General features: G+C 63.6%; 29 protein-coding genes. 21 read left to right on the top strand and 8 right to left on the bottom strand.

The genetic code is table 11. From position 1 onward, the window contains the following. Positions 1-32 precede the first annotated feature (32 nt). A complete protein-coding gene (locus IB263_RS05020; protein ID WP_134886139.1) occupies positions 33-551 on the top strand; it encodes a DUF1697 domain-containing protein in 519 nt (172 codons plus the stop codon). 57 nt (positions 552-608) lie between these two features. Here the strand turns inward: IB263_RS05020 and IB263_RS05015 are convergent, their stop codons facing one another. Further along, the gene (locus IB263_RS05015; protein WP_034789290.1) at positions 609-1223 is read right to left on the bottom strand and encodes a TetR/AcrR family transcriptional regulator; all 615 of its coding nucleotides are present in this window, start codon (positions 1221-1223) and stop codon (positions 609-611) included. A 238-nt stretch (positions 1224-1461) separates the two neighbouring features. Here IB263_RS05015 and IB263_RS05010 point away from each other — a divergent pair, with 238 nt between their 5' ends. From IB263_RS05010 to IB263_RS04975, 8 genes are all read left to right on the top strand, one after another. Then, positions 1462-2418 carry a homocysteine S-methyltransferase family protein gene (locus tag IB263_RS05010; protein WP_034789288.1) on the top strand — a complete coding sequence of 319 codons (957 nt, stop codon included), beginning with the start codon at positions 1462-1464 and terminating at the stop codon, positions 2416-2418. A 152-nt stretch (positions 2419-2570) separates the two neighbouring features. Continuing rightward, positions 2571-4076 (top strand): YdiU family protein, encoded by a 1506-nt coding sequence (locus IB263_RS05005; RefSeq protein ID WP_192437810.1) that lies wholly within the window; start codon positions 2571-2573, stop codon positions 4074-4076. Between the two features lie 402 nt (positions 4077-4478). Continuing rightward, entirely contained in the window at positions 4479-6812 is a 2334-nt protein-coding gene (locus IB263_RS05000; protein ID WP_210338202.1) for a glucose/quinate/shikimate family membrane-bound PQQ-dependent dehydrogenase, read from the top strand. 104 nt (positions 6813-6916) lie between these two features. Next, positions 6917-7384, top strand: coding sequence for a hypothetical protein (locus IB263_RS04995; RefSeq protein WP_089043858.1), 468 nt, complete (start codon positions 6917-6919; stop codon positions 7382-7384). 230 nt (positions 7385-7614) lie between these two features. Then, positions 7615-8490, top strand: coding sequence for an alpha/beta fold hydrolase (locus tag IB263_RS04990; protein WP_192437808.1), 876 nt, complete (start codon positions 7615-7617; stop codon positions 8488-8490). 125 nt (positions 8491-8615) lie between these two features. Further along, entirely contained in the window at positions 8616-9029 is a 414-nt protein-coding gene (locus tag IB263_RS04985; protein WP_060604026.1) for a helix-turn-helix domain-containing protein, read from the top strand. 214 nt (positions 9030-9243) lie between these two features. Then, positions 9244-9747, top strand: coding sequence for a GNAT family N-acetyltransferase (locus IB263_RS04980; RefSeq protein ID WP_034789278.1), 504 nt, complete (start codon positions 9244-9246; stop codon positions 9745-9747). A 10-nt stretch (positions 9748-9757) separates the two neighbouring features. Continuing rightward, a complete protein-coding gene (locus IB263_RS04975; protein ID WP_192437806.1) occupies positions 9758-10345 on the top strand; it encodes a DJ-1/PfpI family protein in 588 nt (195 codons plus the stop codon). A gap of 52 nt (positions 10346-10397) precedes the next feature. On the opposite strand, the gene IB263_RS04970 is transcribed toward IB263_RS04975, so the two are convergent. The 4 genes from IB263_RS04970 to IB263_RS04955 all read right to left on the bottom strand — a co-directional run bounded on the left by IB263_RS04970 (position 10398) and on the right by IB263_RS04955 (position 13464). After that, entirely contained in the window at positions 10398-11072 is a 675-nt protein-coding gene (locus IB263_RS04970) for a nitroreductase family protein (RefSeq protein ID WP_034789276.1), read from the bottom strand. 58 nt (positions 11073-11130) lie between these two features. Beyond that, on the bottom strand, positions 11131-12045 hold the full coding sequence (locus tag IB263_RS04965) for a cytochrome c (protein WP_112770422.1): 915 nt from the start codon (positions 12043-12045) through the stop codon (positions 11131-11133). Positions 12046-12151: 106 nt separating this feature from the next. Continuing rightward, on the bottom strand, positions 12152-12598 hold the full coding sequence (locus IB263_RS04960; RefSeq protein ID WP_034789273.1) for a cytochrome c: 447 nt from the start codon (positions 12596-12598) through the stop codon (positions 12152-12154). A 230-nt stretch (positions 12599-12828) separates the two neighbouring features. After that, a complete protein-coding gene (locus IB263_RS04955) occupies positions 12829-13464 on the bottom strand; it encodes a LysE family translocator (protein WP_192437804.1) in 636 nt (211 codons plus the stop codon). A gap of 130 nt (positions 13465-13594) precedes the next feature. Between IB263_RS04955 and IB263_RS04950 the strand changes: the two genes are divergently transcribed. Further along, complete coding sequence (locus tag IB263_RS04950) at positions 13595-14278, top strand: YafY family protein (RefSeq protein WP_060516239.1); 684 nt, start codon at positions 13595-13597, stop codon at positions 14276-14278. A gap of 84 nt (positions 14279-14362) precedes the next feature. Here IB263_RS04950 and IB263_RS04945 read toward each other — a convergent pair whose 3' ends face one another. Continuing rightward, positions 14363-14965 carry a superoxide dismutase gene (locus tag IB263_RS04945; RefSeq protein ID WP_060516240.1) on the bottom strand — a complete coding sequence of 201 codons (603 nt, stop codon included), beginning with the start codon at positions 14963-14965 and terminating at the stop codon, positions 14363-14365. 218 nt (positions 14966-15183) lie between these two features. Here IB263_RS04945 and IB263_RS04940 point away from each other — a divergent pair, with 218 nt between their 5' ends. The 3 genes from IB263_RS04940 to IB263_RS04930 all read left to right on the top strand — a co-directional run bounded on the left by IB263_RS04940 (position 15184) and on the right by IB263_RS04930 (position 16922). Beyond that, positions 15184-15522, top strand: a complete 339-nt coding sequence (locus tag IB263_RS04940) for a hypothetical protein (protein WP_192437802.1) — start codon at positions 15184-15186, stop codon at positions 15520-15522. A gap of 112 nt (positions 15523-15634) precedes the next feature. Next, positions 15635-16222 (top strand): TetR/AcrR family transcriptional regulator, encoded by a 588-nt coding sequence (locus IB263_RS04935; protein WP_192437800.1) that lies wholly within the window; start codon positions 15635-15637, stop codon positions 16220-16222. Positions 16223-16406: 184 nt separating this feature from the next. Beyond that, a complete protein-coding gene (locus IB263_RS04930; RefSeq protein ID WP_192437798.1) occupies positions 16407-16922 on the top strand; it encodes a hypothetical protein in 516 nt (171 codons plus the stop codon). Positions 16923-16997: 75 nt separating this feature from the next. On the opposite strand, the gene IB263_RS04925 is transcribed toward IB263_RS04930, so the two are convergent. Next, positions 16998-17879 carry a branched-chain amino acid aminotransferase gene (locus tag IB263_RS04925; RefSeq protein WP_192437796.1) on the bottom strand — a complete coding sequence of 294 codons (882 nt, stop codon included), beginning with the start codon at positions 17877-17879 and terminating at the stop codon, positions 16998-17000. Between the two features lie 152 nt (positions 17880-18031). Here IB263_RS04925 and IB263_RS04920 point away from each other — a divergent pair, with 152 nt between their 5' ends. The 6 genes from IB263_RS04920 (at position 18032) to tam (ending at position 22700) form a co-directional block, all read left to right on the top strand. Then, positions 18032-18565 (top strand): GNAT family N-acetyltransferase, encoded by a 534-nt coding sequence (locus IB263_RS04920; protein ID WP_192437793.1) that lies wholly within the window; start codon positions 18032-18034, stop codon positions 18563-18565. Next, entirely contained in the window at positions 18562-19602 is a 1041-nt protein-coding gene (locus IB263_RS04915; protein WP_192437791.1) for a zinc-dependent alcohol dehydrogenase family protein, read from the top strand. Before IB263_RS04920 ends, IB263_RS04915 begins: the two co-directional genes overlap by 4 nt. Positions 19603-19710: 108 nt before the next feature. Then, the gene (locus IB263_RS04910) at positions 19711-20394 is read left to right on the top strand and encodes a YoaK family protein (protein WP_192437789.1); all 684 of its coding nucleotides are present in this window, start codon (positions 19711-19713) and stop codon (positions 20392-20394) included. A 106-nt stretch (positions 20395-20500) separates the two neighbouring features. Beyond that, positions 20501-21061 (top strand): phosphatase, encoded by a 561-nt coding sequence (locus IB263_RS04905; protein ID WP_034789256.1) that lies wholly within the window; start codon positions 20501-20503, stop codon positions 21059-21061. A 190-nt stretch (positions 21062-21251) separates the two neighbouring features. Further along, a complete protein-coding gene (locus IB263_RS04900) occupies positions 21252-21914 on the top strand; it encodes a haloacid dehalogenase type II (RefSeq protein ID WP_034789254.1) in 663 nt (220 codons plus the stop codon). Between the two features lie 12 nt (positions 21915-21926). Beyond that, positions 21927-22700 carry a trans-aconitate 2-methyltransferase gene (gene tam, locus IB263_RS04895; protein ID WP_192437787.1) on the top strand — a complete coding sequence of 258 codons (774 nt, stop codon included), beginning with the start codon at positions 21927-21929 and terminating at the stop codon, positions 22698-22700. Positions 22701-22721: 21 nt separating this feature from the next. Here the strand turns inward: tam and IB263_RS04890 are convergent, their stop codons facing one another. Further along, positions 22722-23615, bottom strand: coding sequence for a LysR family transcriptional regulator (locus IB263_RS04890; protein WP_192437785.1), 894 nt, complete (start codon positions 23613-23615; stop codon positions 22722-22724). Positions 23616-23754: 139 nt separating this feature from the next. Here IB263_RS04890 and IB263_RS04885 point away from each other — a divergent pair, with 139 nt between their 5' ends. Both IB263_RS04885 and IB263_RS04880 read left to right on the top strand, forming a co-directional pair. Next, positions 23755-24936: an MFS transporter gene (locus tag IB263_RS04885; RefSeq protein WP_192437783.1), complete on the top strand. Its 1182-nt coding sequence runs from the start codon at positions 23755-23757 to the stop codon at positions 24934-24936. 104 nt (positions 24937-25040) lie between these two features. After that, positions 25041-25877, top strand: coding sequence for an aldo/keto reductase (locus tag IB263_RS04880; RefSeq protein WP_192437781.1), 837 nt, complete (start codon positions 25041-25043; stop codon positions 25875-25877). Positions 25878-25950 lie beyond the last annotated feature (73 nt).

Raw genomic sequence — 25950 nt, 5'->3', positions numbered from 1 at the left:
TCCCGTTGCTACCTGAGGTGAAAGGTCCCGCCATGCCCGTCCACGTCGCCCTGCTGCGAGCCGTCAACGTCGGTGGTACGGGATCGCTTCCAATGGCCGACCTCAAAACGATCTGCGAAGGGCTCGGCTTTGCCGACGTCAAGACCTACATCCAGAGCGGCAACGTGCTGTTCCGCTCCGATCTGCCGGCGGCAGACGCGGCGGCAATGCTGGACAGCGCACTTCAGGAAAAGCTCGGTAAGGCGCCAGGCGTGATGATCAGGACCGGCGCGCAATTGCAGGCGATCGCCGATCAGGCCCCCTTCCCGGACGCCAAGCCAAATCTGCTGCTTGTCGTTTTCCTGCGCGAGCCGGCACCATCAGACGCGCTCGACAAACTCGTGGCACCCGATGGCGAAGAAGCCCAGGTTGCCGGAGCTGAGATCTATATCCACTTCCCGAACGGCTCCGGCCGTTCGAAGTTCAAGCTGCCGGCCGCCAAGCCAGGCACCGCGCGCAACCTCAACACGGTGCGCAAGCTTGCTGCCTTGGCGCTTGAGATGGAAGGCTGACGCACCGCAAGGCGCCATTCCGGACGGAAAACCGCGTCACACTTTTCCTGGAATTGCTCAGGCTGCCGGCTGGAAAAGCAGCCGGACGAAGGATCGGAGTACGAGCAGCTGCTGCGGCAGGCTTTCAGGCTGCTTCAGCGCCTTCGACAGGATGATGCCGCCTTCAAGCACGGTCGAAACCATATCGGCCAGCTGGTCGACGTCGAGCGGCTCGCGTGGCCGGTAGACTTGCATGATCGCCTCGAACATCGTGCCGAAACGCCGACGCCACATCAGCGCCGCCTGCCGGTTGATCTCCTGGATCTCGCGATCGAAAGCACGCTCCTGCGTGCACATGACCGCGACCAGGCAGCCGGGATGGCCGTTCGGCAGGTCAGCGAGAATTTCCGACAGCATCTTCAGTCCCAGAAGAAAAGCCTGCAGCGGGTCGTCTGACAATTGATGGGCGCGGCCGAAGATCTCGTCGTAGATGCGCTCGTCGTTCTCGATGTAGCGCTCGAGCAGAGCCCGCGCGAGTTCGTTCTTGTCGCGGAAATGGTAGAAGAATCCGCTCTTGGTGATGCCGGTCTCGGCGATCAGCTCGTCGATCGAAGTCGCGCCGAAACCCTTGGCAAGCACCGCCGCCTCGGCGACGTCGAGGATTCTGGCGCGCGTTTCCTCACCCTTTCGCATTAGCTGCTCCCTACCATTGGTACGGTTTCCAGCAATTACTCGGCGGCCAGCTCCTAGCGCAGCGGCGGCTGCAAGCCAGTAAGTCACTGATTTTTCGACACTAATTTAGTATATTAGCAATAGTATACCGCAAGTCGTCTAGTTTAGAAGATGATCATAAGGCAGAAATTTACTTGGTTCTGCGGTGTTGGAGGCATCCGCGGGCCCTTCAGCCAAGACTGAACCGGTGGAGACCGATATGGCCAAATACAGACGCAGCCTGCCGCTCTTGAAGGGTGGACTGTTCCTGAGTGACGGTGGCATCGAAACGACGCTGATCTTTCATGAGGGCATCTCCCTCCCGCATTTTGCCGCCTTCGTGCTCATTTCGACGGCGGACGGGCGCCGGCGCTTGCTCGACTACTACAAGCGATATCTCGCAATTGCACAGCAGCACGGCACCGGTTTCGTGCTCGACACACCCACCTGGCGCGCCAGCGCCGATTGGGGCGTGAAGCTCGGCTATGACGCCGCGGCCCTGGCCGAGGTCAACCAGAACGCCATCTACATGCTGGCGGAACTGCGCGCCGAGTACGAACGTCCGCAAGCGCCGATCGTGCTTAGCGGCGCCATCGGGCCGCGCGGCGACGGCTATCGCCTGGGCCGCATGAGCGCGGATGAGGCCGAGGATTATCACGGACCACAGATCTCCGCCTTTGCCGCCAGTGACGCCGATATCGTCGGCGCCTATACGCTGACCAGCATCGACGAGGCGACCGGCATTGCCCGGGCGGCCCAGAGCCATGGCATGCCCTGCTCGATTGCCTTCACGGTGGAAACCGACGGCCGGCTCCCAGACGGCCGAACCCTTCGGGCCGCGATCGAGACCGTTGATGCGGCGACCGGCGGCTATCCGCACTACTACATGATCAACTGTGCCCACCCCGATCATTTCGAGACCAGCCTCGATACAGGGAGCGCCTGGGCGCAGCGCATTGCCGGTATTCGAGCCAACGCTTCCAGGATGAGCCATGCCGAGCTCGACAACAGCGAAATCCTGGATGCCGGGGATCCCCTCGACCTCGGCCAGCGTTATCGAACACTGACGACGCATTTGCCACGATTGCGCATTCTTGGCGGTTGCTGCGGCACCGACCATCGCCACATCGCGGCAATCTGCGAGGCCTGCCTTCCACCGACGGCGCTTAGCGCCTGAGGCGCGGGGCCTCGCCCTCCCGGCCCTCTCGCAAGCAATTGCGGGAGGGCGCCTTCTCGTCGACACCCTCGCGAAAGCCACAGTGTTTGTGTAGACTTGAACGGAAAGGACGGCAGCCGGACATCCCGGCAAAGGCCGTTGACCGCCCTGTCATGAATTACGTTCCCCCCTCGCCGACCGGAAATGCCGAAGCCTTTGCCTTCGACAACAGCTACGCGCGCCTGCCGCAGCAGTTCTTCGCGCGCGTCGCGCCCACTCCGGTGGCGGAGCCCTGGCTGATCAAGCTCAACAAGCCATTGGCCGAGGAGCTCGGTCTCGACGTGGCGACGCTCGAACGCGAGGGCGCCGAGATCTTTTCGGGCAACCGCCTTCCCGCCGGTGCCGATCCGCTTGCCATGGCTTATGCCGGCCACCAGTTCGGCACCTTCGTGCCGCAACTCGGTGATGGCCGGGCGATCCTCCTTGGCGAGGTGATCGACCGCAACGGGAAGCGGCGCGACATCCAGCTCAAAGGACCGGGCCAGACCCCCTTCTCACGGCGCGGCGACGGGCGCGCGGCACTCGGTCCAGTCTTGCGCGAGTACATCGTCAGCGAGGCGATGTACGCGCTCGGCATTCCGACGACACGGGCGCTTGCCGCCGTCGTCACCGGGCAACCGGTCTATCGCGAACAGATCCTGCCGGGCGCCATCGTAACGCGGGTCGCGGCAAGCCATATGCGCGTCGGCACGTTCCAATTTTTCGCAGCGCGCGGCGATATGGAGTCGGTGAAGGTGCTTGCCGACTACGCGATCGATCGCCACTACCCTGAGGTCAGGGACGCTGAACGGCCCTATCTTGCCTTCTACAAGGCGGTTACCGCGCGCCAGGCGGAGCTGATCGCGCGCTGGCTGCACGTCGGCTTCATTCATGGCGTGATGAACACCGACAACATGACGATCTCGGGCGAGACAATCGACTTCGGCCCTTGCGCCTTCCTCGATGCCTATGATCCCAAGAAGGTGTTTTCCTCGATCGATCAGATCGGTCGTTATGCCTATGCGAGCCAGCCGGCGATCGGGCAATGGAACCTGGCGCGCCTGGCAGAAACCCTGGTGCCGCTCTTCGACGACAACCAGGATACGGCGGTGGAACTGGCCAATGATGCGCTCGGCGAGTACGGCGCGATCTTCCAGCGCCACTGGCTGGATGGCATGCGGCGCAAGATCGGATTGGCCATGAGCGAAAAGGGAGACCTCGACCTGTTGCAGGCGCTGCTGACGGCCATGCATCAGGGGGAAGCGGATTTCACCCTCACCTTCCGGCGGCTGTGCGACAGCGCCCGCGACCCGGCCGCCGATGCCGCACTCGCCTCGACCTTTGCCTCTACCGGGGCAATCGGGCCGTGGCTGCAAGAGTGGCGTCAGCGTCTCAGCCGCGAGAAGGCGACGCCGGATGAACGCGCGACCGCGATGATGGCGGTCAACCCGGCCTTTATTCCGCGTAACCACCGGATCGAAGAGGCGATCGCGGCCGCGACCGAGGATGCGGACTTCTCGCTCTTTGAGGCCCTGGTCGAAGTTACCGCCAACCCCTATGCCGACCAGGCGCAGTTTGCCCGCTACCAGGCTCCGCCGAGCCCGGGAGAGGAAGTCCAGCGCACCTTCTGCGGCACATAGGCGTCTCAGGAATGCGGCATTCCAGTGCGCCGTATTTCCGCGGCCTTGCGCTTCTGCTGCCAGGCCGATTCATCAAATCGTTCTATGCCGCTGTTTTTACACGGTGACGGGCAACTGGCCGCCCTCAGCCAACGCGCCGCCAGCGGCGCTTGGTCGCCTTGGCCGCAACTTTATTGCGGGCCTGCGAATATTTCCGCGTTGCGGAATGTGGCTATTGAAAGGCAAAGACGGCGCGTTAGGTGCTAACAGGACAGGCGCTCTGCGCCTTCCCTGACCGGGCGGCCGCGACAAGGCTTGCGACCGCCGCTTCGAAGCCACCTGTCTCACGCGGTCCCGGCGACGGACCGCCGCAATGGAAAGAACCGTGCCACGGCACCGTTCTTCGATGCGGGAGTTCCCATCATGCTCGTTCTGACGGCCATCGTCTTTGCAATCATCGGCCTCGCGCTTGGCGGCGGCGGCGCCAAGCTGCTGATGCTTGGCGGCAGCCCCTATTACCTCGCAATCGGCATCGGCTTCCTGCTGACGGCGGTGCTGCTGTTCATGCGGAAATCGGCGGCGATCTGGCTCTATGCGTTCATGATCCTGGGCTCGCTCGGCTGGGCGGTGTCTGAGGTCGGTTTCGACTGGTGGCAGCTTGGCCCGCGTGGCGGCGTCATCGTCCTTCTGGGGCTCTGGCTGCTGTTGCCGGCCGTGCGCCGGCCGCTCGGCTTCGAAAGCCCGACGGGCGAGCGTTATGCCGTGAGTGGCTGGCCGCTGGCATTTGCGGTGCTGGTATCGGTTGGTGTCGCGGGCTACGCAATCATGCAGGACCCGCACGACATACGCGGCGATCTGCCGAGCGATGTCGTCGCTGAAAATCCACCGCTCGGCGGCTCGGTACCGCCGGACGAATGGCACCAGTACGGGCGCACCGCCTTCGGCCAGCGCTACTCGCCGCTCGATCAGATCACGCCTGAGAATGTCGGGGGGCTGAGGGTTGCCTGGCAATATCAGACCGGCGACATCAAGAGACCCGACGACGTGGGCGAGACGACCTATCAGGTGACGCCGCTCAAGATCAAAGACACGCTCTATGCCTGCACACCGCACAACTGGGCGATCGCGCTCGATGCGGCAACCGGCGAAGAGAAATGGAAATATGACAGCAACTCGGGCATGAACCCGGACCGCCAGCACCAGACCTGCCGCGGCGTTACCTATTGGGCCGACCCGGCTGCAGCCCCGGGCAGCCCCTGCGCCGAACGGGTGTACCTTCCGACCTCCGACGCGCGGTTGATCGCGCTCGACGCGGCGACGGGGTCCGTCTGCACCAGCTTTGCCGACAATGGCGTCCTGCATCTCGAAACGGGCATGAAATACAACCCGGCCGGTTACTATTATTCGACGTCGCCGCCGGTTGCCGTCGCCGGCAAGCTGATCATCGGCGGTGCGGTCAACGACAACTATTCCACCCAGGAACAGTCCGGCGTCATCCGCGCGTTCGACATCAACACCGGTGCGCTGATCTGGAACTGGGACAGCGGCAACCCTGATGTGACGGCACCGCTCCCAGAAGGCCAGACCTACACCACCAACTCGCCGAACAGCTGGTCGGTCTTCAGCTATGACGAGGGTCTCGGCCTCGTCTACATCCCCATGGGCAACCAGGTGCCCGACCAGCTCGGCATGGGCCGCAGCGAACACGTCGAGAAATATTCCTCCTCGACCGTCGCGCTCGACATCAATTCGGGCGCGGTGCGCTGGGTTCGCCAGACCGTACATCACGACCTCTGGGACATGGACGTGCCGGCGCAGCCGGCGCTGCTTGACATCACCAAGGAGGACGGCACCGTCGTGCCAGCTTTGGTCGGACCGACGAAACAGGGCGACATCTACGTGCTCGACCGCAGGAGCGGCGAACCGATCATCCCGGTCGAGGAGGTGCAGGCGCCGGGTGGCGCGATCCCCGAGGACTTCACCGCCCCGACCCAGCCGGTCTCCGGCCTCACCTTCATGCCTGCACCGCTACAGGAAAAGGACATGTGGGGCGTCACGCTGTTCGACCAGCTTGCCTGCCGCATCGCGTTCCGCTCGCTGAAATATGAGGGACGCTACACGCCGCCGTCGATCGAGGGCACGCTCGTCTATCCCGGCAACTTCGGCACCTTCAACTGGGGTTCCGTCGCGATCGATCCGGAGCGTCAGGTGATGTTCGGCATGCCGACCTATCTCGCCTTCACCTCGCGGCTCGTGCCCCGCGACCAGGTGCCGCCGAAGGGCCAGGACGAGAAGGGGTCGGAGCAAGGGCTCAATCGCAACGATGGAGCGCCCTATGGCGTCTTCATGGGCCCCTTCCTTGGACCGCTCGGCATTCCCTGCCAGGCGCCGCCGTGGGGTTACGTCGCTGGAGCCGATCTCAGGACCGGCAAGATCGCCTACAAGCACAAGAACGGCACCGTCGAGGACATGACGCCGTTGCCGCTGCCGTTCAAGGTCGGCGTACCGGGCATCGGCGGACCGATGATCACCAAGGGGGGCGTCGCCTTCCTGGGTGCCGCTGTCGACGATTATCTGCGCGCCTATGACCTCACGACCGGACGCCAGCTCTGGGAGGCGCGCCTTCCCGCCGGCGGCCAGTCGACGCCGATGAGCTATGCGGTCGGCGACAAGCAATATGTGCTGATCGTTGCCGGCGGCCACGGCTCGGTCGGCACCAGGCCCGGTGACTACATCATCGCCTACACTCTGCCTTGACGCGCGCGAAGCATCCCTAATTCTCGCTAGAAGGTTGCAAAAGTAAGCTCCGCGCAAGCCCGCGACAGCAGCTTCCCCCGGACGACAGATTCCGGGGGATTCCCATGAAGATCGACAACAGCATTTCGAACTACTACTTCTCCCAGCGCCGCCAGCAGGCGGGCACTATCGCGCCGATCGAGGAGAGCGGCGGTGACGCGCGCCCGCGCCAGGCCCCGACGATCGCGCCGCCTTCGACCTCGAACGCCCTTTCCAACGCGCTGTGGATGACGGCGGCGCGCGACGGCGAGAGCACGGCTTCGATTTCCGCCAAAGAAGGCCCTGCGGCCTCGGACGGTTCGGTCAGCGACGAGTTTCTGAAGGAAGCGAAGAAGAGCCTGGTTGAGAAAATCCGCGAACAGGTCCTCAAGGCGATGGGCCTGACCGAAGCGGATCTCAAGGAGATGCCCCCCGAGCAGCGGCAGGCCGCCGAGGAAGAGATCCGCAAGGCTGTCGAGCGCGCGATGGGTGTCGAGCAGCAGCGCGACGTGGCGACCGCCGATCTCGCCAACGGCGGCGACGACATCCCCTGAGAGGGCGGTTTGCGCCGATCGGCTTGTCTCGGTCGGACAATCGATGATATCCAGCGATCCTCCAAAGAGGACCAAGATCCATGCGCCTGATCCGTTAGCGACGTTCGCCGGCAGAAAACGACCGACGCCACAGCCGCCCTTCGGCGGTTTTTGGCATGGCTTTTTTTTCGGCCGCCTGAACGTCCTGACACGGACATGACCGTTCACCGGCCATCGCTAGGATCATCCTCATGACCACCAAAGACGGATTTGTCTCCGAAGCCGGCAGCCTTGGCGCCGGCCCCTTCGACCTCGGCTATAGGATCGAAGGCAGTGGCACGCCGCTGCTCGTCATCGGCAGCGCCGCCTACTACCCCCGCACCTTCTCCCAAGCGCTTCGCGAGAAGTTGCGGCTGATCTTCATCGACCACCGCGGCTTCGCACCGGCGCGGACCAACTATGCCGCTGGCGACATCGGCTTCGAGACGGTGCTCGATGATATCGAGCGAATGCGGGCGCATCTGGGGCTCGAACGCTTCGCCATTCTCGGACACTCCGGCCATGGCTATATGGCCCTCGAATATGCCAAGCGGCACCCGGAGCGCGTCAGCCACGCGATCATGGTCGGCACCGGTCCGAGCCATTCGGCTCGTCATATGGCGCTCGCCGACCGGATCTGGGAAGAAACGGTGTCGCCGGCCCGAAAAGCGATCTTCGCACGGGAGATGGCCAAGCTTGGCGACGACATCACGGCGCGGCCTGAGGAACGTTTCAAAGCCCTGCTGATCCGGCTCGGCGCGAAGAGCTGGCATCAGCCGGACTTCGACGCAACGCCTCTTTGGCGAGATGTCACTGTCAACAACGCGGTATTCGACCATCTCTGGGGCGAGGTCTTTCGCGATATCGATATCCGCAAGGGTTTGAACAGGCTGGCAGCGCCGGTGCTGCTTGCGCTCGGCCGCTCGGACTATCTCGTCGCCCCGGCCTTCAGCTGGGACGAGTACCGGGCGGACTTCACGGACCTGACGGTGCGGCTCTTCGAACAGAGCGGGCATACGCCGCAGCTGGAAGAAGGCGATCTCTTCGACGAAGCCCTGCTCTCGTTCCTCGAAAACGAGCGCGGCTAGGACAAGCCGCCCTCGCAGCGTCCAGCATTCGGAGGGGCCGAGACCGGCCCCTCCCCTTCCCAACCATTGACACTTGGTCGCGCCCAACTATCTATTGCTCCAGAAGCTATAGGTTTGAGGCGAACATGTATTCCATCGGCGATCTCTCCCGGCGCACCGGCGTCAAAATCCCGACGATCCGCTACTACGAGCAGATGGGACTGATCGCAGCGCCCGAGCGCTCCGAAGGCAATCAGCGGCGGTACGAGAAAAGCGAACTTGAGCGACTGGCCTTTATCCGCCATGCGCGCGACCTCGGCTTGTCGATCGATTCGATCAAGGATCTGCTCGCCCTCAGCCAGCATCCGGAGCGACCTTGCGGCGAAGCCGACCGCATCGCCAGCGAGCACCTGGCAACGGTGCGCGAGAAGATCGCGCGATTGAGGAAGCTGGAGCAGGAACTGGAACGCATCGTCGCCTGCGACGGCAATCACACCGTCGGCGACTGCTATGTGATCCGGGCGCTCGCCGACCATTCCATGTGCGAGAGCGAGCACTGAGGCGGCAGCTTAATTAGTCGCCTTGAAAAATCCCCGTTGACAAAATCACGAAAACAAACAATCTAGCGCCCATGATCAAGAACGCACCCATTTGCCGCGTGTATTTTTGGCTGTTCCGATAGGAGCGGCCTGCTGATCATATTCAACAAGGCCGCCATCAGGCGGCTTTTGTTTTTCCGGCTCCTGATGGCGAGAAAACCCGAGGAGCCCAGACATGCTACAGACCGCCATCCCCACCCTTCATGCGACACCGGCTACGCGCCCGCCGATGGTGACGATCCGTTGCGCCAAGCAGCGCGACCTGCCGGAACTGCGCGACATGATCGCCGAACTTTCGGCCCATCACGGCGACGCCGCCCCGATCACGCCCGAACAGCTGGAGCGTGACCTTTTCGGCCGTACGCCGTGGATTACGGCGCTCGTCGCCGAGGCCGGCAACCGGCTGATCGGCTACGCGATCCTCGTGCCGATCTACCGGGCCGCCGAAGGCGCACGCGGCATGGAGCTGCATCACCTCTTCGTTCGCCCGGAAAGCCGCGGCACAGGCATTGGCCGCCACCTGGTCGCCAAGGCGCGTGAGCAGGCGAAGATGGCCGGCTGCGACTTCCTTTCGGTCAGCGCCGCCACGGGCAACTTCCAGGCACACCATTTCTACGAATCCGAACGCTTCGTCCCTCGCCCGGTGACCGGCATGCGCTATATGCAGAAGCTGGGCTGAGGAGCTGCCGATGCGTCTTGCAATCGTCCTGTGCGAAGGCTTCGCCGATTGGGAATGTGCGCTGTTGATGGCGGCGGCGCGCACCCATCTCGGCGTCGATATCGAGGTTGCCACCGTCGACGGCGCGCGTGTCACCTCGATGGGCGGCCTCGACGTCTCGGCGCATCTCTCCATCGATGCCCTCGACCCGGCCGGCTTCGACGGGCTGGTGATCTGCGGCGGCGCAATCTGGGACACGAACGAGGCGCCCGATCTCTCCTCGACGATCCGTGCCTTCGATCGCAACAAGCGGGTGGTCGCAGCCATTTGCGGCGGCGTCCATGCCCTTGCAACATGCGGCCTTCTCGACCGCGTCGACCACACCGGCAACAGCGCCGAAAGCCTTGCGGCGCTGACCGGCTATCATGGTGCTTCGCACTATCGCGATCAGCCGCAGGCGATGCGCAGCGGCCACGTCGTCACCGCCGCCGGCACCGCGCCGATCAGCTTTTCCGGCGAGATCCTGCATGGCCTCGGTCTCGGCTCACCGGAGCTCGACGGATTTCTTGCACTCTACGGGCGGGAGCATCGGCCCGACGACAGCGGCAGCATCGGGTAAGCCGCCTTCCATTTCGGTGCAGAAAGCGGCCTCTCCACTTTTGGCAACAGGCCTAGAGCCAGTTCGAGATCTGATCGAGCGGCTTCTTCACCTTGCCGGCCACCGGCACGGTCGCATCCGGGGCTGGATAGCCGGCCACCAGAATCAGGAACGGCTTTTCACTGTCCGGCCGACCGCAAATCTCGTTGAGGAAGTTCATCGGCGCCGGCGTATGGGTCAGTGTCGCAACGCCCGCATGATGCAGCGCCGTGATCAGGATGCCGGTGGCAATGCCGACGCTTTCGTTGATGTAGTAGTTCTTTTTCAGATCGCCCGGATTGGGACCACCGCGCTTCTGCGAGAAGACGACGATCAGGTAGGGAGCGGTCTCAAGGAAGGGCTTGTCTTCGTCGGTGCCGAGCGGCGCCAGCGCGTCGAGCCACTCCTGCGGCGCCTTGTCCCGATAGAAGATACGCTCCTCCTCTTCCGCCGCGTGGCGCACCTCGGCCTTGATCCGGGGGCTCTCGATCACGGTGAAATGCCAGGGCTGATGGTTGGCGCCGCTCGGCGCCGTGCCCGCCGCCTTCAGACAGGTTTCGATGACCTCACGCGGCACCGGACGATCGCTGAAGTAACGCGTGGTGCGGCGGCGGTTGACCTCTTCATAGAAGTCCGCAGCGCGGGCCACCATCTCCTCGGGGCTGCGTTCGATCCACTGGTCGTAGGGCGCGGTTTCGTGTGGGCGCATTCAGTCTCCTCCTCGTTATGAAGCCGAGTTGAGCGCGCCTTGCTACGAAGATCAAGCGTTAGAGCGCTGGTACCGCCTTCAGGTAGGCGGCGATCGCCTCGCGGTCGGCCGGCGTCAGTTTTGCCATGTTCTTCTGCACTTCCACCATGGAACCGCCGACGGAATCGAACTCCGGCGTGAAGCCGGTTTCCAGATAGGAGGCGATATCAGAGGCGCTCCAGCTGCCGATGCTCTTGGAGCCGGGCGTGATATCAGGAATACGGCCCTCGCCTTCCGGGTTCGGCGCGCCTGCGAGCCACTGATCCGGCTCGAAGCCTCCGAGCGCGTTTCTCGGCGTGTGGCATTCGCCGCAGTGGCCAAGCCCCTCGACGAGATATTGCCCGCGGGCGAGCTTCGGGTCGTTGGCGTCCACCGCGGCGCGTGGCTTGTCGGTCAGGAACAGCAGCTTCCAGCCACCCAAGGCTATCCGCATGTTGTAAGGGAATGGCAATTCGTGCGGCGGCGCCACCTCGGTGCTCTTCGGCAGCGTCTTCATGAAGCCCCAGAGGTCGTTGACGTCCTTGGCCGCCATGCGCGCATAGGAGCCATAGGGGAACGACGGATAGAGATGCTCGCCGTTGCGCCCGACGCCGCGGGTCATGGCGTTGCCGAACTCCGCGAGCGTCCAGGCGCCGATTCCGGCCGCTTCGTCCGGAGAGATGTTCGGCGCGTGGAAGGTGCCGAAGGGGCTCTTCAGCGGCGCGCCACCCGAAAGCACCAGACGCGCGTCACCTTCGGCGCCCTTGTTGGCATGACAGCTGACGCAGCCGCCGGCCCAGAAGACCTGTTCGCCATTGGCAAGATCCGGTTCTCCGAGACCCTCCCAATGGGAGGCGCTCCAGGGTGCCGGCTTCGTCAGCCACCAGAAGGCGGCACCGCCGACGACGCCCAGCACCACAAGACCCGATATCAGCTTTCTCGCCCGACGACCCATAGTCTCCCCTCATGCCCTGCCGCAAACAGTGTGCTCAATACGAGTGAAGGCACGCGGCGGGACGTCGCGTGCCTCCTCTTTCAGCCGGATAGGACGTTGCCGCCGGTCAATTCTTCTTCAGGCGGTAGCTCTCATGACAGCTGCCGCAGTCCTTGCCGATGCCCCCGAGGGCCGCGCCAACGGCCGCCTGGTCAGCGGGCAGCTGCGCCAGAACCGCCTCGGCATCGGTGCCGAGCTTGGCGGCCTTGGCCTTGAAGTCATCCAGGTTTTCCCAGATCTTCGGGCTCGCCTCGGTCTCGTGGCCCGCTTCCGATCCGGCCGGGAAATGGTCCGGGAAGGTCTTCATCGTCTCGCTGATCGTCGTCAGCGATGCCTTCACGACCTCCGCGTCATAGGGCTTCTCGCCCTTGGCGATGCCGGCAAGCGCGCCAGTCGCAGCGCCCACCTTCTTCATCGCCTGCTGGCGAACCACCTGCGGCTCGTCGGCTGCGGTCACGGCAGTAACACCCAGGCCCGCAAGAGCGGCAGCCAACATGAGTGCGCGTATTTTCATCAGGATCTCCCGGTCAATGAAATCTATTCGGCGAATCTGCCTGCCTGGCCTTCATGCCCAATGCGGCCGCATGATGTCATCTTGAGTATTCGACGGAAGTAACATTTTTTTGATGTGCTTGTTAGGACAAAGGAATTTCCGTCGGCCGGCGTAATTTCGGGATTTCAACAGGCCCGCCAATAACATGACTTTAATATTCATGTTTATACTTTGCAGAAACCGGGACAGCTTCACTGTGCCGACCAGCCCTGCCACACAGTGAAAGCCGCGACCAGAACGAGCACCGCCCCGGCGGCGCGGCCGATCCACACGGTCGTCTCGGGGCTGCCGACCAGAAAATCCCGGCCGCGGCCGGCGGCAAGGGCAAGGCCGCCATAGACAGCGAGCTGCGTCGCCGCAATCATCGCGGCCATGATCAGGGCCTGCGACCAGATCGGCCCGAACTGCGGCTTGAGGAACTGGGGATAGACCGCCAGCATGAAGAGATAGGCCTTCGGGTTCATCAGGCTCGTCAGCGCGCCCTGGCGAAAACTCGCCCAGCGCGACAGCCGGTCCGCGCCGTCGATGCCGCCGATGGTGATCGAGCTTTTGACCAGGGAAAAGCCGATCCAGGCGATATAGGCAGCACCCGCGACGAGCAGCACGTTGAAGAGGCCGGGCACCAGATGCAGGATGACGCTGACGCCGAGTGCCGCATAGAGCGTGTGCAGCACGCCGCCCGCCATGATGCCGGCCGTCGCCGACAGACCGGAGGCCCGCCCTCCCGTTAGCGAGTTCGCCAGGACGAAGACCATGTCCATGCCCGGCACGATGATAATGCCGAACAAAAGGGTGAAGAAGAGCCAGAGGTTTTCCGTGTAGGTCATGTCAGTTGTCCGTCGTCCGGGTTTTCATTTCTCAATCGAATTGCTGTTTTTTCAATCCGTTGGCTGATGGTATAGATCCGGGCAACTGACAAGGTAGTGTCAGGAGCGTTGACGACGGGGGAGGTTTTCGATGCGCAAGGCGGCACGGCTTTTCGAGATCATCCAGATCCTCCGGCTTGCGAGAAAGCCCGTGACCGGCGCGCAAATGGCCGAGACGCTGGAGGTGACGGTGCGCTCGATCTACCGAGATATCGCGGCACTCCAGGCGATGCGCGTGCCGATCGAAGGCGGCCGCGGCATCGGCTATATTCTTAGGCCCGGCTTCGACCTGCCGCCGCTGATGTTTTCGATCGAGGAAACGGAAGCGATCGCCTTGGCTCTGGCGCTGCTGGCACGAACCGGCGACGAGGAACTGAAGGCAGCCGCCGGCCGCGTCAACCAGAAAATCACTGCAGCCGTGCCCGAGCCGCTGAGACTGGCCTTTCGTTCGCGGGCGCTGCACGCCTGGGGAACGATCGCCCCCTCGCCCGCCGGCATCGATCTCGCTCTGGTACGCCGGGCGATCCGCGACGAGCAGAAGCTCGAACTCGACTATCGCGACGAACTCGGCCGCGCCACAGAACGCACGATCCGGCCGGTGGCGCTGATCTACTATTCGGAAACTGCCAACATCGTCGGCTGGTGCGAGTTGCGCCAGGCGATCCGCAACTTTCGCGCCGACCGTGTCGAGCACTGCGAGGCGGTCGGCGCCTATTTTCCAGGCGAGGGAAACCGCCTCAGGGAACTCTGGATCAGCGGCTGGAAGACCACCTGAGCCTGGCCTCATCGGTACCCAGCACAAACGAAAAGACCCGGCGCAAGCGCCGGGTCCAAACGTCATGCATCGAAGACGGGCAGCTTACTTGGAAGCCGCTTCGTACATTTCGAGCACGTAATCCCAGTTGATCAGGCTGTCGACGAAGGCTTCGAGGTACTTCGGACGGGCGTTGCGGTAGTCGATATAGTAGGAGTGTTCCCAGACATCGACACCGAGGATCGGCGAGGCGCCGTGAACGAGCGGGTTTTCGCCGTTCGGGGTCTTGGAGATTTCGAGCTTGCCGTTCTTGACCGAGAGCCAGGCCCAGCCCGAGCCGAACTGGCCGGTGCCGGCGGCGATGAAATCGGCGCGGAACTTGTCGTAGCCGCCGAGGTCGGACTTGATGGCCGCGTCGAGCTTGGCCGGCAGGCTGGTGCCGCCGCCGCCCTTCTTCATCCACTTCCAGAAGTGGATGTGGTTGTAGTGCTGGCCGGCATTGTTGAACAGCGGCTGGTTGGTGCCGTAGGACTTCTTGACGACTTCCTCCAGCGACAGGTCGGAGAGGCCGGCCTCTTCAGCAAGCTTGTTGCCGTTGGTCACGTAAGCCAGGTGGTGCTTGTCGTGGTGGTACTCGAGCGTCTCGCGCGACATGTAGGGCGCCAGCGCATCGTAGTCATAGGGAAGGTTCGGCAATTCGAAAGCCATGTGGGCATCTCCTCTTGGCATGGAATTTCGTCGGGAAATCCGTGAGCGGGAACATAGGCACCGACCCTCATGGAGGCAACCGATGCAATGCCAATTTTTCCTCAACCCACGGAATATACTTTCAACATCATTTTGAAAGCATGACACTTTCAAGCACATTCATGCCACGGTTTGGCTGCAGCTTCGCGACCGTTGCAACCATGCATAAAGGACAGTCCATGCCGCAGCGTCTCATCCCTGCCCTCGCCCTTTCCGCCATCGCCGCTTTTGCTGCGTCCAGTGCAGCAGCCTCTTCCGGCGACGCGTGGGAGACATTCCGGGCAGAGGTTTCGAAGAAGTGCCTCGCCGCCGCCACCTCGCTGCAAAAACCCAGCGTCGTCGTCGACCCCTTCGGCTCCGAGAGTTTCGGGCTGGCGCTGGTGATCGGCACGCCCAAGGGCTCCAAGGTCGCCGTCACGCAGATCTGCGTCTTCGACAAGCAGAAGAAGACGGTCGAGCTCGGTGGTGAGCTTGCACCCGACGCGGTCAAGGTGGGCGTGCCGGCAAAGAAGAAATAGCGCGCGCGACCCGGCGCAAGCCGTCCAGTTGCCGTCCACGTCGGCCCCGGTCACTGCATATGTGGACTGCTCCTCACTTGAGCTTCGACCGACCGGTTGATAGATCTTGCTCATGGTGAGCGATACTTACGAACGAATCCTGGACGCAACCGAACGCCTGATGGTGTCGCGGGGCTACAGCGCGTTCAGCTACGCGGACATCTCGGCCGTGGTCGGCATCGGCAAGGCGACGATCCACCATCACTTCCCGACCAAGGCGGACCTTGCCGCAGCCGTGCTTGCCCGCTACCGCAAGAACAATCGCCGCAGCGTTGAAGGACTGCTAGCAGCTGTCGGCGATCCGGCCGCCCGGCTCGAGGCCTATGTCGGCTTCTGGGAAGAATGTATCGCCAAACGGGACATGCCCTTCTGTATCGGCGCCCTTCTGGCCTCGGAAATACCTTCGCTTCCCGATACTGTCGTCGCGCAAGTGCGCGGTCATTTTGCCGACCTTTCCGGCTGGCTCGGAGCCGTGATCGAGGATGGCGTAGCGAAGGGATCTCTGAGGACCGCTCACGGCCCCAAGGCGGCCGCCGAGGCGCTCATGGCGACGGTCCACGGCGCGATGCTCGCGGCCCGCGTCGCCGGCTCGGATCAAGCCACGTTTTCGGCGATCGCACGGCCCGCCTTGGCACAGCTTCAGGCGCCAAGCGATGCCTGACCCCGAAGCTCCGACCCTTCGAAGCGACACCGGTCGAAAAAGACAGTTGTTCCCGTGGGAACGGCGGGCCACATTTGCGAGCACTAGAAATCAATCCGAACGGACGCGATGGCAGGTGAAATCATCGCGTTTCTTTTTCAAATCTCTCCCGACCAACTAGTCGGTCCAACGAAGGAGGAAGATCATGGCAAATCCGCTTTCCACACTCGGCATCATCCATACCGTCATCAGCCTCGCCCCCGTCGTGGCGGGCCTCTATGGCTTTGCCCGGTATGGTGCGATTGTTCCCGGCACGCGCTCCGGCAAGCTTTACCTCGCCGCGATCATCCTGGCGGTGCTGACGTCCGCGGGGCTTTCGAGCACCGGCGGCTTCAACGCGGGCCATGCGCTCGGGATCGTCACGCTGCTCGTCATCGGTGGAAGCCTTGCAGCACAAAGGCTCGATTTTTTCGGCCGCCTGCGCCCCTACCTGGCAACGCTCGGCCTTTCGTTCAGCTATTTCCTGCTGATCGTGCCGGCGATCGCCGAGACGTTGAAGCGCCTGCCCGCCTCGCAGCCACTTGCCAGCGGCCCGGAATCGCCGATCGTGCAGACGACGCTGCTTGCCTGGCTGGTGATCTTCCTCGCAGGCCTCTCCGTCCAGGCCTACCTGATCCACAGGCGCGCCGTGGTCGGTGCGCGCGCGCGCCGCTCGCGCTGAGTGCCTGAACCTAAGGCCATCTTGCCCCGGCGCAGCGGGTACGACCGTGCGCCGGGGTTTTGCATGCGCGCGATGTCAGACGTCGCGGGCCGCGTGCGCCCAGTCCATATAAAGATCGCGCGCCTTGGCGGCGACCGGGCCGGCCTGCAGCTCGCGGCTTTCGAGACGCGTCACAGGCAGCACCTTGGAGTAGTTGCCGGACGTGAAGATCTCGTCGGCCGCTTCGAAGTCCGCCATCGTCAGCGTCGCCTCGACCACTTCGAAACCGGCTTCGCGCAGCAGCGTCATGACGCGGAAGCGGGTGATGCCGGCAAGGAAGGTACGGTTGGCGGCCGGTGTAAAGACGACACCGTCCTTGACCAGGAAGACGTTGGAAGAACCGGTCTCGGCGATGTTGCCGAGCATGTCGCGCACCAGCGCATTGTCGAAGCCGCGCGAACGGGCCTCGGTCAGGATGCGCGCGTTGTTGGGATAGAGGCAGCCGGCCTTGGCGTCGGTCGGCATCGATTCCAGTGTCGGACGGCGGAAGGGCGACAGCGTCAGCGACGAGCCGCCGTGGCCGTTGCCCATCGGCGCCTCGAACAGGCAGAGCGCAAAACGGGTCGATTCCGGGTCGATGGCGACGACACCGGCCGCGCCGTGCTCGGCCCAGTACATCGGCTTCACATAAAGCGCTGTCTTGCCGTCGAACTTCTTGGCACCTTCCCAGGTCAGCGCCTCGACCTCTTCCGCCGCCATCGTCGGCTTCAGGCCAAGTGCGGCGGCCGAGCGGTTGACGCGCTGGCAATGCAGGTCGAGGTCGGGAGCGACGCCGTCGAAAACGCGGGCGCCGTCGAACACCGTCGAGCCCAGCCACATCGCATGCGAGGTCGGGCCGATCAGCGGCGGATTGCCCGAGAGCCATTCACCATCGACATAGGTCCAGGTCACTGAGCGGGGGGATGTATCGACGGCCATCTGCGTCTCCTTGAGGTTTTTATTCTAGTCTTTCCGCATACCCCGAAAAAACAGCATCGGGGTGAATGGGTCTATCAAAAAATGTCATGGCGGCCGTTCTGGTACCGCGAAGGCCTCTCGCTTAGTCTCTTCGCCAAAGAGAAGGGAAAGCCGTGCGCATCAAGCATCTCGACGCAGACGACGTGGACATCTTCCGCCGCATCAGGCTGGAAGCGCTCAACCGCGAGCCGCAGGCCTTCGCCTCGACAGCGGCCGACTGGGAGCGCCTTTCGGCTGAGGAATGGCGCGCGCGGCTAACCGCCAACGCCGTATTCGTGGCCTTCGACAGCGATGAGCCGGTCGGCATCATGGGCCTGATGCGCGAGCGTGCGAGCCGGCTGGCGCATCGGGGCACGATCATCATGGTCTATGTGTGCGACGAGGCCCGCGGGTCCGGCGTGGCGCGGCAGCTGCTTGCGCAACTGACCGATCATGCGCGCTCGGCCGGCATCCGACTGCTCGAACTCGTGGTGCGTGCCGACAATCCGACGGCGATCCGCTTTTATGAACGTGCGGGTTTCTACAAGATCGGGCACGTTCCCGGCGGCATGCTCGACGGCGACCGGGAGGTCGACGAATTTCTGATGGCGCGCCACATCGACGGCCGCGCCCCACCCATTGCGACATTGCAAGGAGCGACCCGATGAAAGCCATGTATTACGACGCCTTCGAGAAGATGCCGGAAATCCGTACCCTTCCCGATCCGACACCGACGGAGAACGGCGTGGTCATCAAGGTCGAGGCAACAGGGCTTTGCCGGTCCGACTGGCACGGCTGGATGGGCCATGACGCCGATATCCGCCTGCCGCATGTGCCCGGCCACGAGCTGGCGGGCGTGGTGACCGCCACCGGCCGCGGCGTCATGCGCTACAAGGTCGGCGATCGGGTGACCGTGCCCTTCGTTTCCGGATGCGGCCGTTGCGGCGAGTGCCGCTCGGGAAACCAGCAGGTCTGCGAGGCGCAGTTTCAGCCGGGCTTTACCCATTGGGGCTCGTTTGCCGAATATGTCGCGCTCGACTTTGCCGACCAGAACCTCGTGCATCTGCCTGAAAGCATGGACTTCACCACGGCTGCGAGCCTCGGCTGCCGCTTCGCAACGTCGTTCCGCGCCATCGCCGACCAGGCCAAGGTCAAGGGCGGCGAGTGGGTGGCGGTGCATGGCTGCGGCGGCGTCGGCCTCTCGGCAATCATGATCGCGGCGGCCCTCGGCGCCCAGCCGATCGCGATCGACATCGCCGAAGACAAGCTCGCCTTCGCCAAAAAACTCGGCGCAGTCGCAGTCATCAATGGCCGTAACGTGGAGGACGTGGCAGCGGCGGTAAAGGATATCACCGGCGGTGGCGCCCATGTCTCGATCGACGCGCTCGGCAATCCCGTGACCTGCTTCAACTCGATCAAGAACTTGCGCCGGCGCGGCCGCCACGTCCAGGTTGGCTTGATGCTCGGCGACCAGGCGACGCCACAGATCCCGATGGCGCAGGTGATCGGTCACGAACTCGAAATCTATGGCAGCCACGGCATGCAGGCCTGGCGCTACGACGCCATGCTGGCGATGATCGCCGACGGCAAGCTGAAGCCGCAGCAACTGATCGGGCGGGAGATTTCTCTTGAAGAGGCGATCCCTGCCCTCGTCGCCATGGACCGCGCCACCGATCTCGGTATCAGCGTCATCACCCGCTTCTGACGGCCACGGCAAGCCGTGAACGCCGCAGCCGGTAGGCAATATGATGACCGCCCATTCCGACTCACCATCCGCATGCGCTAGCCTTGCCTCCAATCGGGGGCAAGGCAGATGACCATTGCGAGACGGCGAAGACTGATCAAGCGGCAGCGCACGGGCACGGCGCTGGCCGTCGCCGCGACGATCTCGTTTCTCGCCGGGATGACCGACGCGATCGGGCTCTTGAGCATCGGTGACTTCGTCTCCTTCATGAGCGGCAACACGACGCGGGCGGCGATCGCGCTCGGCGACGGCGACTTCACCGGCGCCCTGCTGCTCGTCGGCGCGCTTGGAGCGTTCATCATCGGCAACGCGCTCGGCGTGATTGCGGCCGCACGCCTCGGCGTCGTCGGCGTCCTCTCGATGGTCAGTTTGGTGCTAATGCTCTGCGCCGGCTTCGGAACCTCGATGCCAAAGCCCTTCTATTTCTACGGCATCGTGCTTGCCATGGGCCTGGTCAATGCCGCCGTCGAGCACATCGAGGGCCTGCCGATCGGGCTCACCTACGTGACTGGTGCCCTTTCCCGTTTCGGGCGCGGCCTCGGCCGCTGGCTGCTCGGCAACACCAACCGCCAATGGCTCATGCAGATCGTGCCCTGGCTTGGCATGTTCTCTGGCGCTGTCGCCGGCGCCGTCCTGCAGCGCCATTTCGGCCCGGCGTCTCTTTGGGCTTCCTTCGCGCTTGGCGCCGGGCTCACGCTGGCCACCATTCTGGTGCCGTCGCGCTGGTCGAAGCGCTACATCCATCCGGGCTGATCCCGCTCCGGCCACAGCTTTTCGCCTCCCCCCAAGATTTTGCCCTTAAGCCCGGACGGGTTTCAGGGCAAAATCCGCGCTGAAGAATCACGAGCGAGGTCCTGCCATGGCGCTTGCGGCAGCCGTTACTGCGGATGAACTTTACCATCCCATCCTCAACGCCAATCCGGCGCATCCGGCCGGCTGGCCGATCCGTGTCATCGTCAGCTCGCAGACCGAGGCGCGGCACAATCGTGCGCTTTGGGCGCCGACGCATCTCATCTCCGTGCGCGCACCCGGCAGCCGGCTTTTGTCGATGATCGAGCTGCCGCCGGAAAATCACCTGGAACTCTTTTTCGGCGACACCACCGATCCGGACGAACCGGATGCGGCGCGTCCGCAGGCGATCGACGCCGCATTCGCTTTCATCGACCGCTTGCCCGAGGACGCGCATCTGCTCGTCCATTGCCTGCGGGGCATTGGCCGCGCGACGGCGCTGACGCTGGGCATTCTGGCACGCTACATGCCGCCGGAAGAGGCAGCCGCGGCCCTGCATGCGCTTCGCCCGGAAGCCAAGCCGAACCGGCATGTGGTCAACCTGTGCGACACGGCGCTCGGGTTCAAGGGCAAGCTCGCCAAGCAGGCGCTACGCTTCCCGGCAAAAGTCTGGAAACCGGCCAAGGGCTAAGGCAGGAAACCTGCCTTTGAGCGGCCGGCCGTTGTGCGACGCACAAATATTTGACATGATCCGCGTAAAGAACGGTGACAGCGGGCTGTCCGATCGGGCGTGATGCTGTAAGCCTTTGTTTTCGGATAGGCTTTGACGTGGCATGTTCGCCTTGTCAGCCAGCACCGAAAACAACTGACGGGAGGAAACGATGTCCCACGCGGCCTATGTGTTTGACGCCTACGGCACGCTCTTCGACGTGCATGCGGCGGTCAGGCGCCACGCTGAGGAGATCGGTCCGGACGGGCAGGCTTTTTCCGAACTCTGGCGCGCCAAGCAGCTCGAATATTCCTGGGTGCGCTCGCTGATGGGCAGCTACCAGGATTTCTGGAAGCTGACCGAACAGGCGCTCGACTTTGCCTTCGCGCGCTTTCCCTCCGCCGACCCGAAGCTGCGCAAGCGGTTGCTGGACGCCTACTGGACGCTCGACTGCTATCCGGAAGTGCCGGCCGTTCTGAAAGGTCTCAAGGAGCGCGGGGCGCGGATCGCCATCCTCTCCAACGGTTCGCCGGCCATGCTCGCGTCGGCCGTGCGCAACGCCGCACTCGATATCGTCATCGACGACGTCTTTTCGGTCGACGCGGTGAAGGCGTTCAAGACGGCGCCTGCCGTCTACGATCTCGTTACCACCAGCTACCGGCTCTACCCGCACGCAGTCTCGTTCCAGTCGTCGAACCGCTGGGACATTGCCGGGGCGACGAAATTCGGCTTCCGCACCGTGTGGATCAATCGGGCAGACATGCCGGACGAATACCGCGATCATGGGCCTGCCTTGATCCTGCCCTCTCTCGAAAGCCTGCAATTCGGTATCTGAAGGAGTTCTTTGATGGTCTGGTCGCCCGCGCAGTATCTCAAGTTCGAAGACGAACGCACCCGACCAGCCAGAGACCTTCTCACCCAAGTGCCTGACCTGCCAGAAGGCCTCGCCTTCGACCTCGGCTGCGGCCCGGGGAACTCGACCGAGCTCATCCGCGACCGGTTTCCCTGGACCACGCTTTCCGGCCTCGACAGCGACGAGAACATGCTCCTTGCCGCCGCCAAGCGGCTGCCCGGGGTGTCCTTCGAAAAGGCGGATCTTGCGGCCTGGGTTCCTCCCGCCGGCGCCTCGCTGTTTTACGGCAACGCCGTCTTCCAGTGGCTTCCGAACCATCTCACTATCTTCGAAAGGCTGATGAAGGCGCTTGCCTCCGGCGGTACGCTCGCGGTGCAGATGCCGGACAACCTCGGAGAGCCGAGCCACCTCCTGATGGAAGAGACCGCGCGCAGCCCGGCTTTCGCTGAAGCCTTTGCCGGCAAGACCATCCGCCGCAACCCGATGCCGCCGCCGGCAACCTATGTCGAATGCCTGGTTCCGTGGGCAGCGCGCATCGAGGTCTGGCATACGATCTACTATCATCGCCTCGCCAATGCCGAAGCGATCGTCGAGTGGGTGAAGGGGACCGGCCTCAGACCTTATCTCGATACCTTGCCCGAGGACCGGCGGAGCGCCTTTCTCGCCGATTACACCGACCGGATACGCGCGGCCTATCCGGCAACGAGCGACGGCAAAGTACTGTTGCGTTTTCCGAGGTTCTTCATCGTGGCGGTCAAGGCGGGCTGAGTTCGTCTGCCCGCCGGGCGCTTACATGCGCTCTGCCAGAAAATCGATAAAGGCGCGGATACGGGCAGCGAGATGCTCGTGGCCGGCATAGACGGCGTAGACCGTCTCGATCTCGCCCGACTGATAGTCCTCGAGCAGCGGCACCAGCGTTCCACCCTCGAAATCCGGCTCGACATGGAAACGACCGATGCGCCCGATGCCGACGCTGGCAAGGCAAAGCTGGCGGACGATCGAACCGCTCGATACCTGCATATTGCCGGAGACGGTTCGGTGCGCGATCTGAGACTGGCCCGGCCCGCGAAACGCCCACTCGTCGACGCTGCGGCGGAAGTTGAAGCGAACGCAGTTGTGGCCGTCGAGATCGTCAGGGGTTTGCGGGATCCCATACTTTTCAAGATAGGCGGGCGAGGCGATCACCACCGGCCGGGTTTCCATCAGCTTGCGCGCCTTCAGGGATGAATCACGCAGCGGTCCGGTGCGGATCGCCACGTCCGTGCGTTCGCCGACGACATCGATCATGCTGTCGGTCAGCGTCAGGTCGAGCTGGACCTCCGGGTATCGCGCCAGGAACTCCGGTGCGAGCGGCATGATGTAGCGCTCGCCGAAGCCGACGGCGGCGTTCACCCGCAAGAGCCCACGCGGCGCCATGCGTCCGCCGGCGGCAACGACATGCTCGGTCTCGGCGATATCTCCGAGGATCCGTTGCGCCCGCTGGAAATAGACTTCGCCTTCCGGGGTCAGCTGCAAGGTCCGGGTCGAGCGCACGAGCAGGCGCGTGCCAAGCCGGTCCTCGATGCGGGTCACCAGCTTGCTGACGGCCGACGGCGACAGTTTCAGGCGCCGCGCCGCAGCGGAGAAGCTGCGGGTCTCCGATACGGCGACAAAAACCTCCATCTCACCGGCTCGGTTGTCCATGCGCTTCCCTTTGAACTCAATTCACAAACGTTTGTCTGATTATGCGTATTATCGTGATGAGTGCAAAGGCTCATATTCCACCCGACTTCAACAACAACCACGCGCCCGGTGCTCCCAGCCGGGTGGGAAAGGTCTCGTCGTGCCTATTGCCATACTTGCGCTGACGATCGCGGCCTATGCGATCGGAACAACGGAATTCGTGATCGTCGGCCTCCTGCCGACGGTTGCCACCGACCTCAATGTCACCCTGCCGCTCGCCGGCCTGATCGTCAGCGTCTACGCGCTCGGCGTGACCTTCGGCGCGCCAGTTCTCACCGCGCTCACCGGCCGGATCGAGCGCAAACCGCTGCTGATCGGCCTGATGGCGCTGTTCATCGTCGGCAATGCCGCCGCAGCATTGTCGCCGAGCTATGAACCGCTGCTCGTCGCCCGCGTCATTTCTGCCTTTGCCCATGGCGTGTTCTTCTCGGTCGGCTCGACCATTGCCGCCGACCTCGTACCGGAAGACCGCCGCGCCTCGGCCATTGCCATGATGTTCATGGGCCTGACCGTCGCGATCGTCACCGGTGTGCCGCTCGGCACCTGGATCGGCCAGACCTTCGGCTGGCGCGCCACCTTCTGGGCCGTCACCGGTCTCGGCGTCGTCGCTCTTGTCGCGATCGCAGCCCTGTTGCCGAACACGCTGTCCAAGGCGCCGCCGGCAAAGCTCATCGACCAGGTGCGCGTGCTCGGCTCCGGCCGCCTGCTGATCGTCTTTGCCATGACCGCGCTCGGCTACGGCGGCACCTTCGTCGCCTTCACCTTCCTGGTGCCGATCCTGCAGGACATCACCGGCTTTTCGGAAAGCGCCGTCAGCCTGATCCTGGTGCTCTACGGCATCGCGATTGCCATCGGCAACATTGCCGGCGGCAAGATCGCCAACCGCGACCCGGTCAAGGCGCTGATCGGACTGTTCCTGGCGCAGGCGGCGGTGCTCGTGCTCTTCACCTTCACGGCCCCCTCGCCGGTGCTGACGCTGGTCACGCTTGCAGCCCTCGGCTTCCTGTCCTTCGCCAATGTGCCGGGCTTGCAGCTCTATGTCGTGCAGCTTGCCAAGCAACATCGTCCGGGCGCCGTCGATGTCGCCTCGGCGCTCAACATCGCGGCCTTCAACCTCGGCATCGCCGTCGGCGCCTGGCTCGGTGGCGTCATCGTCGCCTCCCCGCTCGGCCTTGGCATGACGCCCGTGATAGGTGCCCTGCTCGTCGCCGCAGCCCTGCTGCTCACGCTCCTGAGCGGCGCCCTTGATCGTCGCACCGGGGCGGCCTACCAAACGGCTTGAACCGCCGTCTGCGAGGACCACCTATAGCCTCATTCCTTTTTCGCCCGGCCAGGTGGCCGGGCGCTTATCAAGCATAACATGCCCAGTACAAGGAGTTACCCACGATGCATTCCGTCAATTCCAACGGCGGCAACATTCCGGCGCTCGGCTTCGGCACTTTCCGCATGCCCGGCGCCGATGTGCTGCGCGTTCTGCCGGACGCCCTGAAGCTCGGTTTCCATCACGTCGATACGGCGCAGATCTACGGCAACGAGGCCGAAGTCGGCGAGGCGATCCAGAATTCCGGTATCTCGCGCGCTGATATCTTCCTCACCACCAAGGTGTGGGTCGACAAATATGCCCATCGCGACTTCCTCGCCTCGGTGGACGAAAGCCTGAAGAAGCTGCGGACCGACCATGTCGACCTGCTTCTCCTGCACTGGCCGGGCGGCAGCGACGTGCCGATGGCCGAGCGCATCGGCGCTCTCAACGAAGTGCACAAGGCCGGCAAGGTTCGCCACATCGGGGTCAGCAACTTCAACACGGCGCAGATGGAAGAGGCCGTGAAGCTCAGCGACGCCCCGATCGCCACCAACCAGGTCGAGTACCACCCGTATCTCGATCAGACCAAGGTGCTTCAGACCGCTCGCAAGCACGGCATCTCGATCACCGCCTACTATGCGATGGCGAACGGCAAGGTGCCGAGCGATCCACTCTTGAAGGAGATCGGTGCCCGCCACGGCAAGACGGCCGCGCAAGTAGCGCTGCGCTGGCTCGTGCAGCAGAAGGACGTGATCACCCTTTCAAAGACCGCGACGATCGATCGCCTGAAGGAAAACTTCGCGATCTTCGACTTTGCGCTCGGCGACGGCGAAATGGCCGAAATCCGCGCCCTTGCGCGTGCCGACGGCCGCATCGTCAACCCGGAAGGCCTTGCCCCCGTCTGGGACAAGGCTGCTTAACGAACGCAATCATTTCGCCGCCGGCCAATTCCCTGCCGGCGGCGGATACGATATGGACATCGCCTCAAGGACA

Origin of the sequence: Ensifer sp. ENS03 (assembly GCF_014852035.1) — a bacterium.
Classification (GTDB): Bacteria; Pseudomonadota; Alphaproteobacteria; order Rhizobiales; family Rhizobiaceae; genus Ensifer; species Ensifer adhaerens.
Note: the sequence above shows the minus strand (reverse complement) of the source record. Positions and strands in the feature narration are given on the sequence as shown.

Excerpts from the sequence above, each read along its gene's own strand:
- IB263_RS05020 (WP_134886139.1), top strand. The coding sequence starts at position 33 with ATGCCCGTCCACGTCGCCCTGCTGCGAGCCGTCAACGTCGGTGGTACG.
- IB263_RS05015 (WP_034789290.1), bottom strand. The coding sequence starts at position 1,223 with ATGCGAAAGGGTGAGGAAACGCGCGCCAGAATCCTCGACGTCGCCGAG.
- IB263_RS05010 (WP_034789288.1), top strand. The coding sequence starts at position 1,462 with ATGGCCAAATACAGACGCAGCCTGCCGCTCTTGAAGGGTGGACTGTTC.
- IB263_RS05005 (WP_192437810.1), top strand. The coding sequence starts at position 2,571 with ATGAATTACGTTCCCCCCTCGCCGACCGGAAATGCCGAAGCCTTTGCC.
- IB263_RS05000 (WP_210338202.1), top strand. The coding sequence starts at position 4,479 with ATGCTCGTTCTGACGGCCATCGTCTTTGCAATCATCGGCCTCGCGCTT.
- IB263_RS04995 (WP_089043858.1), top strand. The coding sequence starts at position 6,917 with ATGAAGATCGACAACAGCATTTCGAACTACTACTTCTCCCAGCGCCGC.
- IB263_RS04990 (WP_192437808.1), top strand. The coding sequence starts at position 7,615 with ATGACCACCAAAGACGGATTTGTCTCCGAAGCCGGCAGCCTTGGCGCC.
- IB263_RS04985 (WP_060604026.1), top strand. The coding sequence starts at position 8,616 with ATGTATTCCATCGGCGATCTCTCCCGGCGCACCGGCGTCAAAATCCCG.
- IB263_RS04980 (WP_034789278.1), top strand. The coding sequence starts at position 9,244 with ATGCTACAGACCGCCATCCCCACCCTTCATGCGACACCGGCTACGCGC.
- IB263_RS04975 (WP_192437806.1), top strand. The coding sequence starts at position 9,758 with ATGCGTCTTGCAATCGTCCTGTGCGAAGGCTTCGCCGATTGGGAATGT.
- IB263_RS04970 (WP_034789276.1), bottom strand. The coding sequence starts at position 11,072 with ATGCGCCCACACGAAACCGCGCCCTACGACCAGTGGATCGAACGCAGC.
- IB263_RS04965 (WP_112770422.1), bottom strand. The coding sequence starts at position 12,045 with ATGGGTCGTCGGGCGAGAAAGCTGATATCGGGTCTTGTGGTGCTGGGC.
- IB263_RS04960 (WP_034789273.1), bottom strand. The coding sequence starts at position 12,598 with ATGAAAATACGCGCACTCATGTTGGCTGCCGCTCTTGCGGGCCTGGGT.
- IB263_RS04955 (WP_192437804.1), bottom strand. The coding sequence starts at position 13,464 with ATGACCTACACGGAAAACCTCTGGCTCTTCTTCACCCTTTTGTTCGGC.
- IB263_RS04950 (WP_060516239.1), top strand. The coding sequence starts at position 13,595 with ATGCGCAAGGCGGCACGGCTTTTCGAGATCATCCAGATCCTCCGGCTT.
- IB263_RS04945 (WP_060516240.1), bottom strand. The coding sequence starts at position 14,965 with ATGGCTTTCGAATTGCCGAACCTTCCCTATGACTACGATGCGCTGGCG.
- IB263_RS04940 (WP_192437802.1), top strand. The coding sequence starts at position 15,184 with ATGCCGCAGCGTCTCATCCCTGCCCTCGCCCTTTCCGCCATCGCCGCT.
- IB263_RS04935 (WP_192437800.1), top strand. The coding sequence starts at position 15,635 with ATGGTGAGCGATACTTACGAACGAATCCTGGACGCAACCGAACGCCTG.
- IB263_RS04930 (WP_192437798.1), top strand. The coding sequence starts at position 16,407 with ATGGCAAATCCGCTTTCCACACTCGGCATCATCCATACCGTCATCAGC.
- IB263_RS04925 (WP_192437796.1), bottom strand. The coding sequence starts at position 17,879 with ATGGCCGTCGATACATCCCCCCGCTCAGTGACCTGGACCTATGTCGAT.
- IB263_RS04915 (WP_192437791.1), top strand. The coding sequence starts at position 18,562 with ATGAAAGCCATGTATTACGACGCCTTCGAGAAGATGCCGGAAATCCGT.
- IB263_RS04910 (WP_192437789.1), top strand. The coding sequence starts at position 19,711 with ATGACCATTGCGAGACGGCGAAGACTGATCAAGCGGCAGCGCACGGGC.
- IB263_RS04905 (WP_034789256.1), top strand. The coding sequence starts at position 20,501 with ATGGCGCTTGCGGCAGCCGTTACTGCGGATGAACTTTACCATCCCATC.
- IB263_RS04900 (WP_034789254.1), top strand. The coding sequence starts at position 21,252 with ATGTCCCACGCGGCCTATGTGTTTGACGCCTACGGCACGCTCTTCGAC.
- tam (WP_192437787.1), top strand. The coding sequence starts at position 21,927 with ATGGTCTGGTCGCCCGCGCAGTATCTCAAGTTCGAAGACGAACGCACC.
- IB263_RS04890 (WP_192437785.1), bottom strand. The coding sequence starts at position 23,615 with ATGGACAACCGAGCCGGTGAGATGGAGGTTTTTGTCGCCGTATCGGAG.
- IB263_RS04880 (WP_192437781.1), top strand. The coding sequence starts at position 25,041 with ATGCATTCCGTCAATTCCAACGGCGGCAACATTCCGGCGCTCGGCTTC.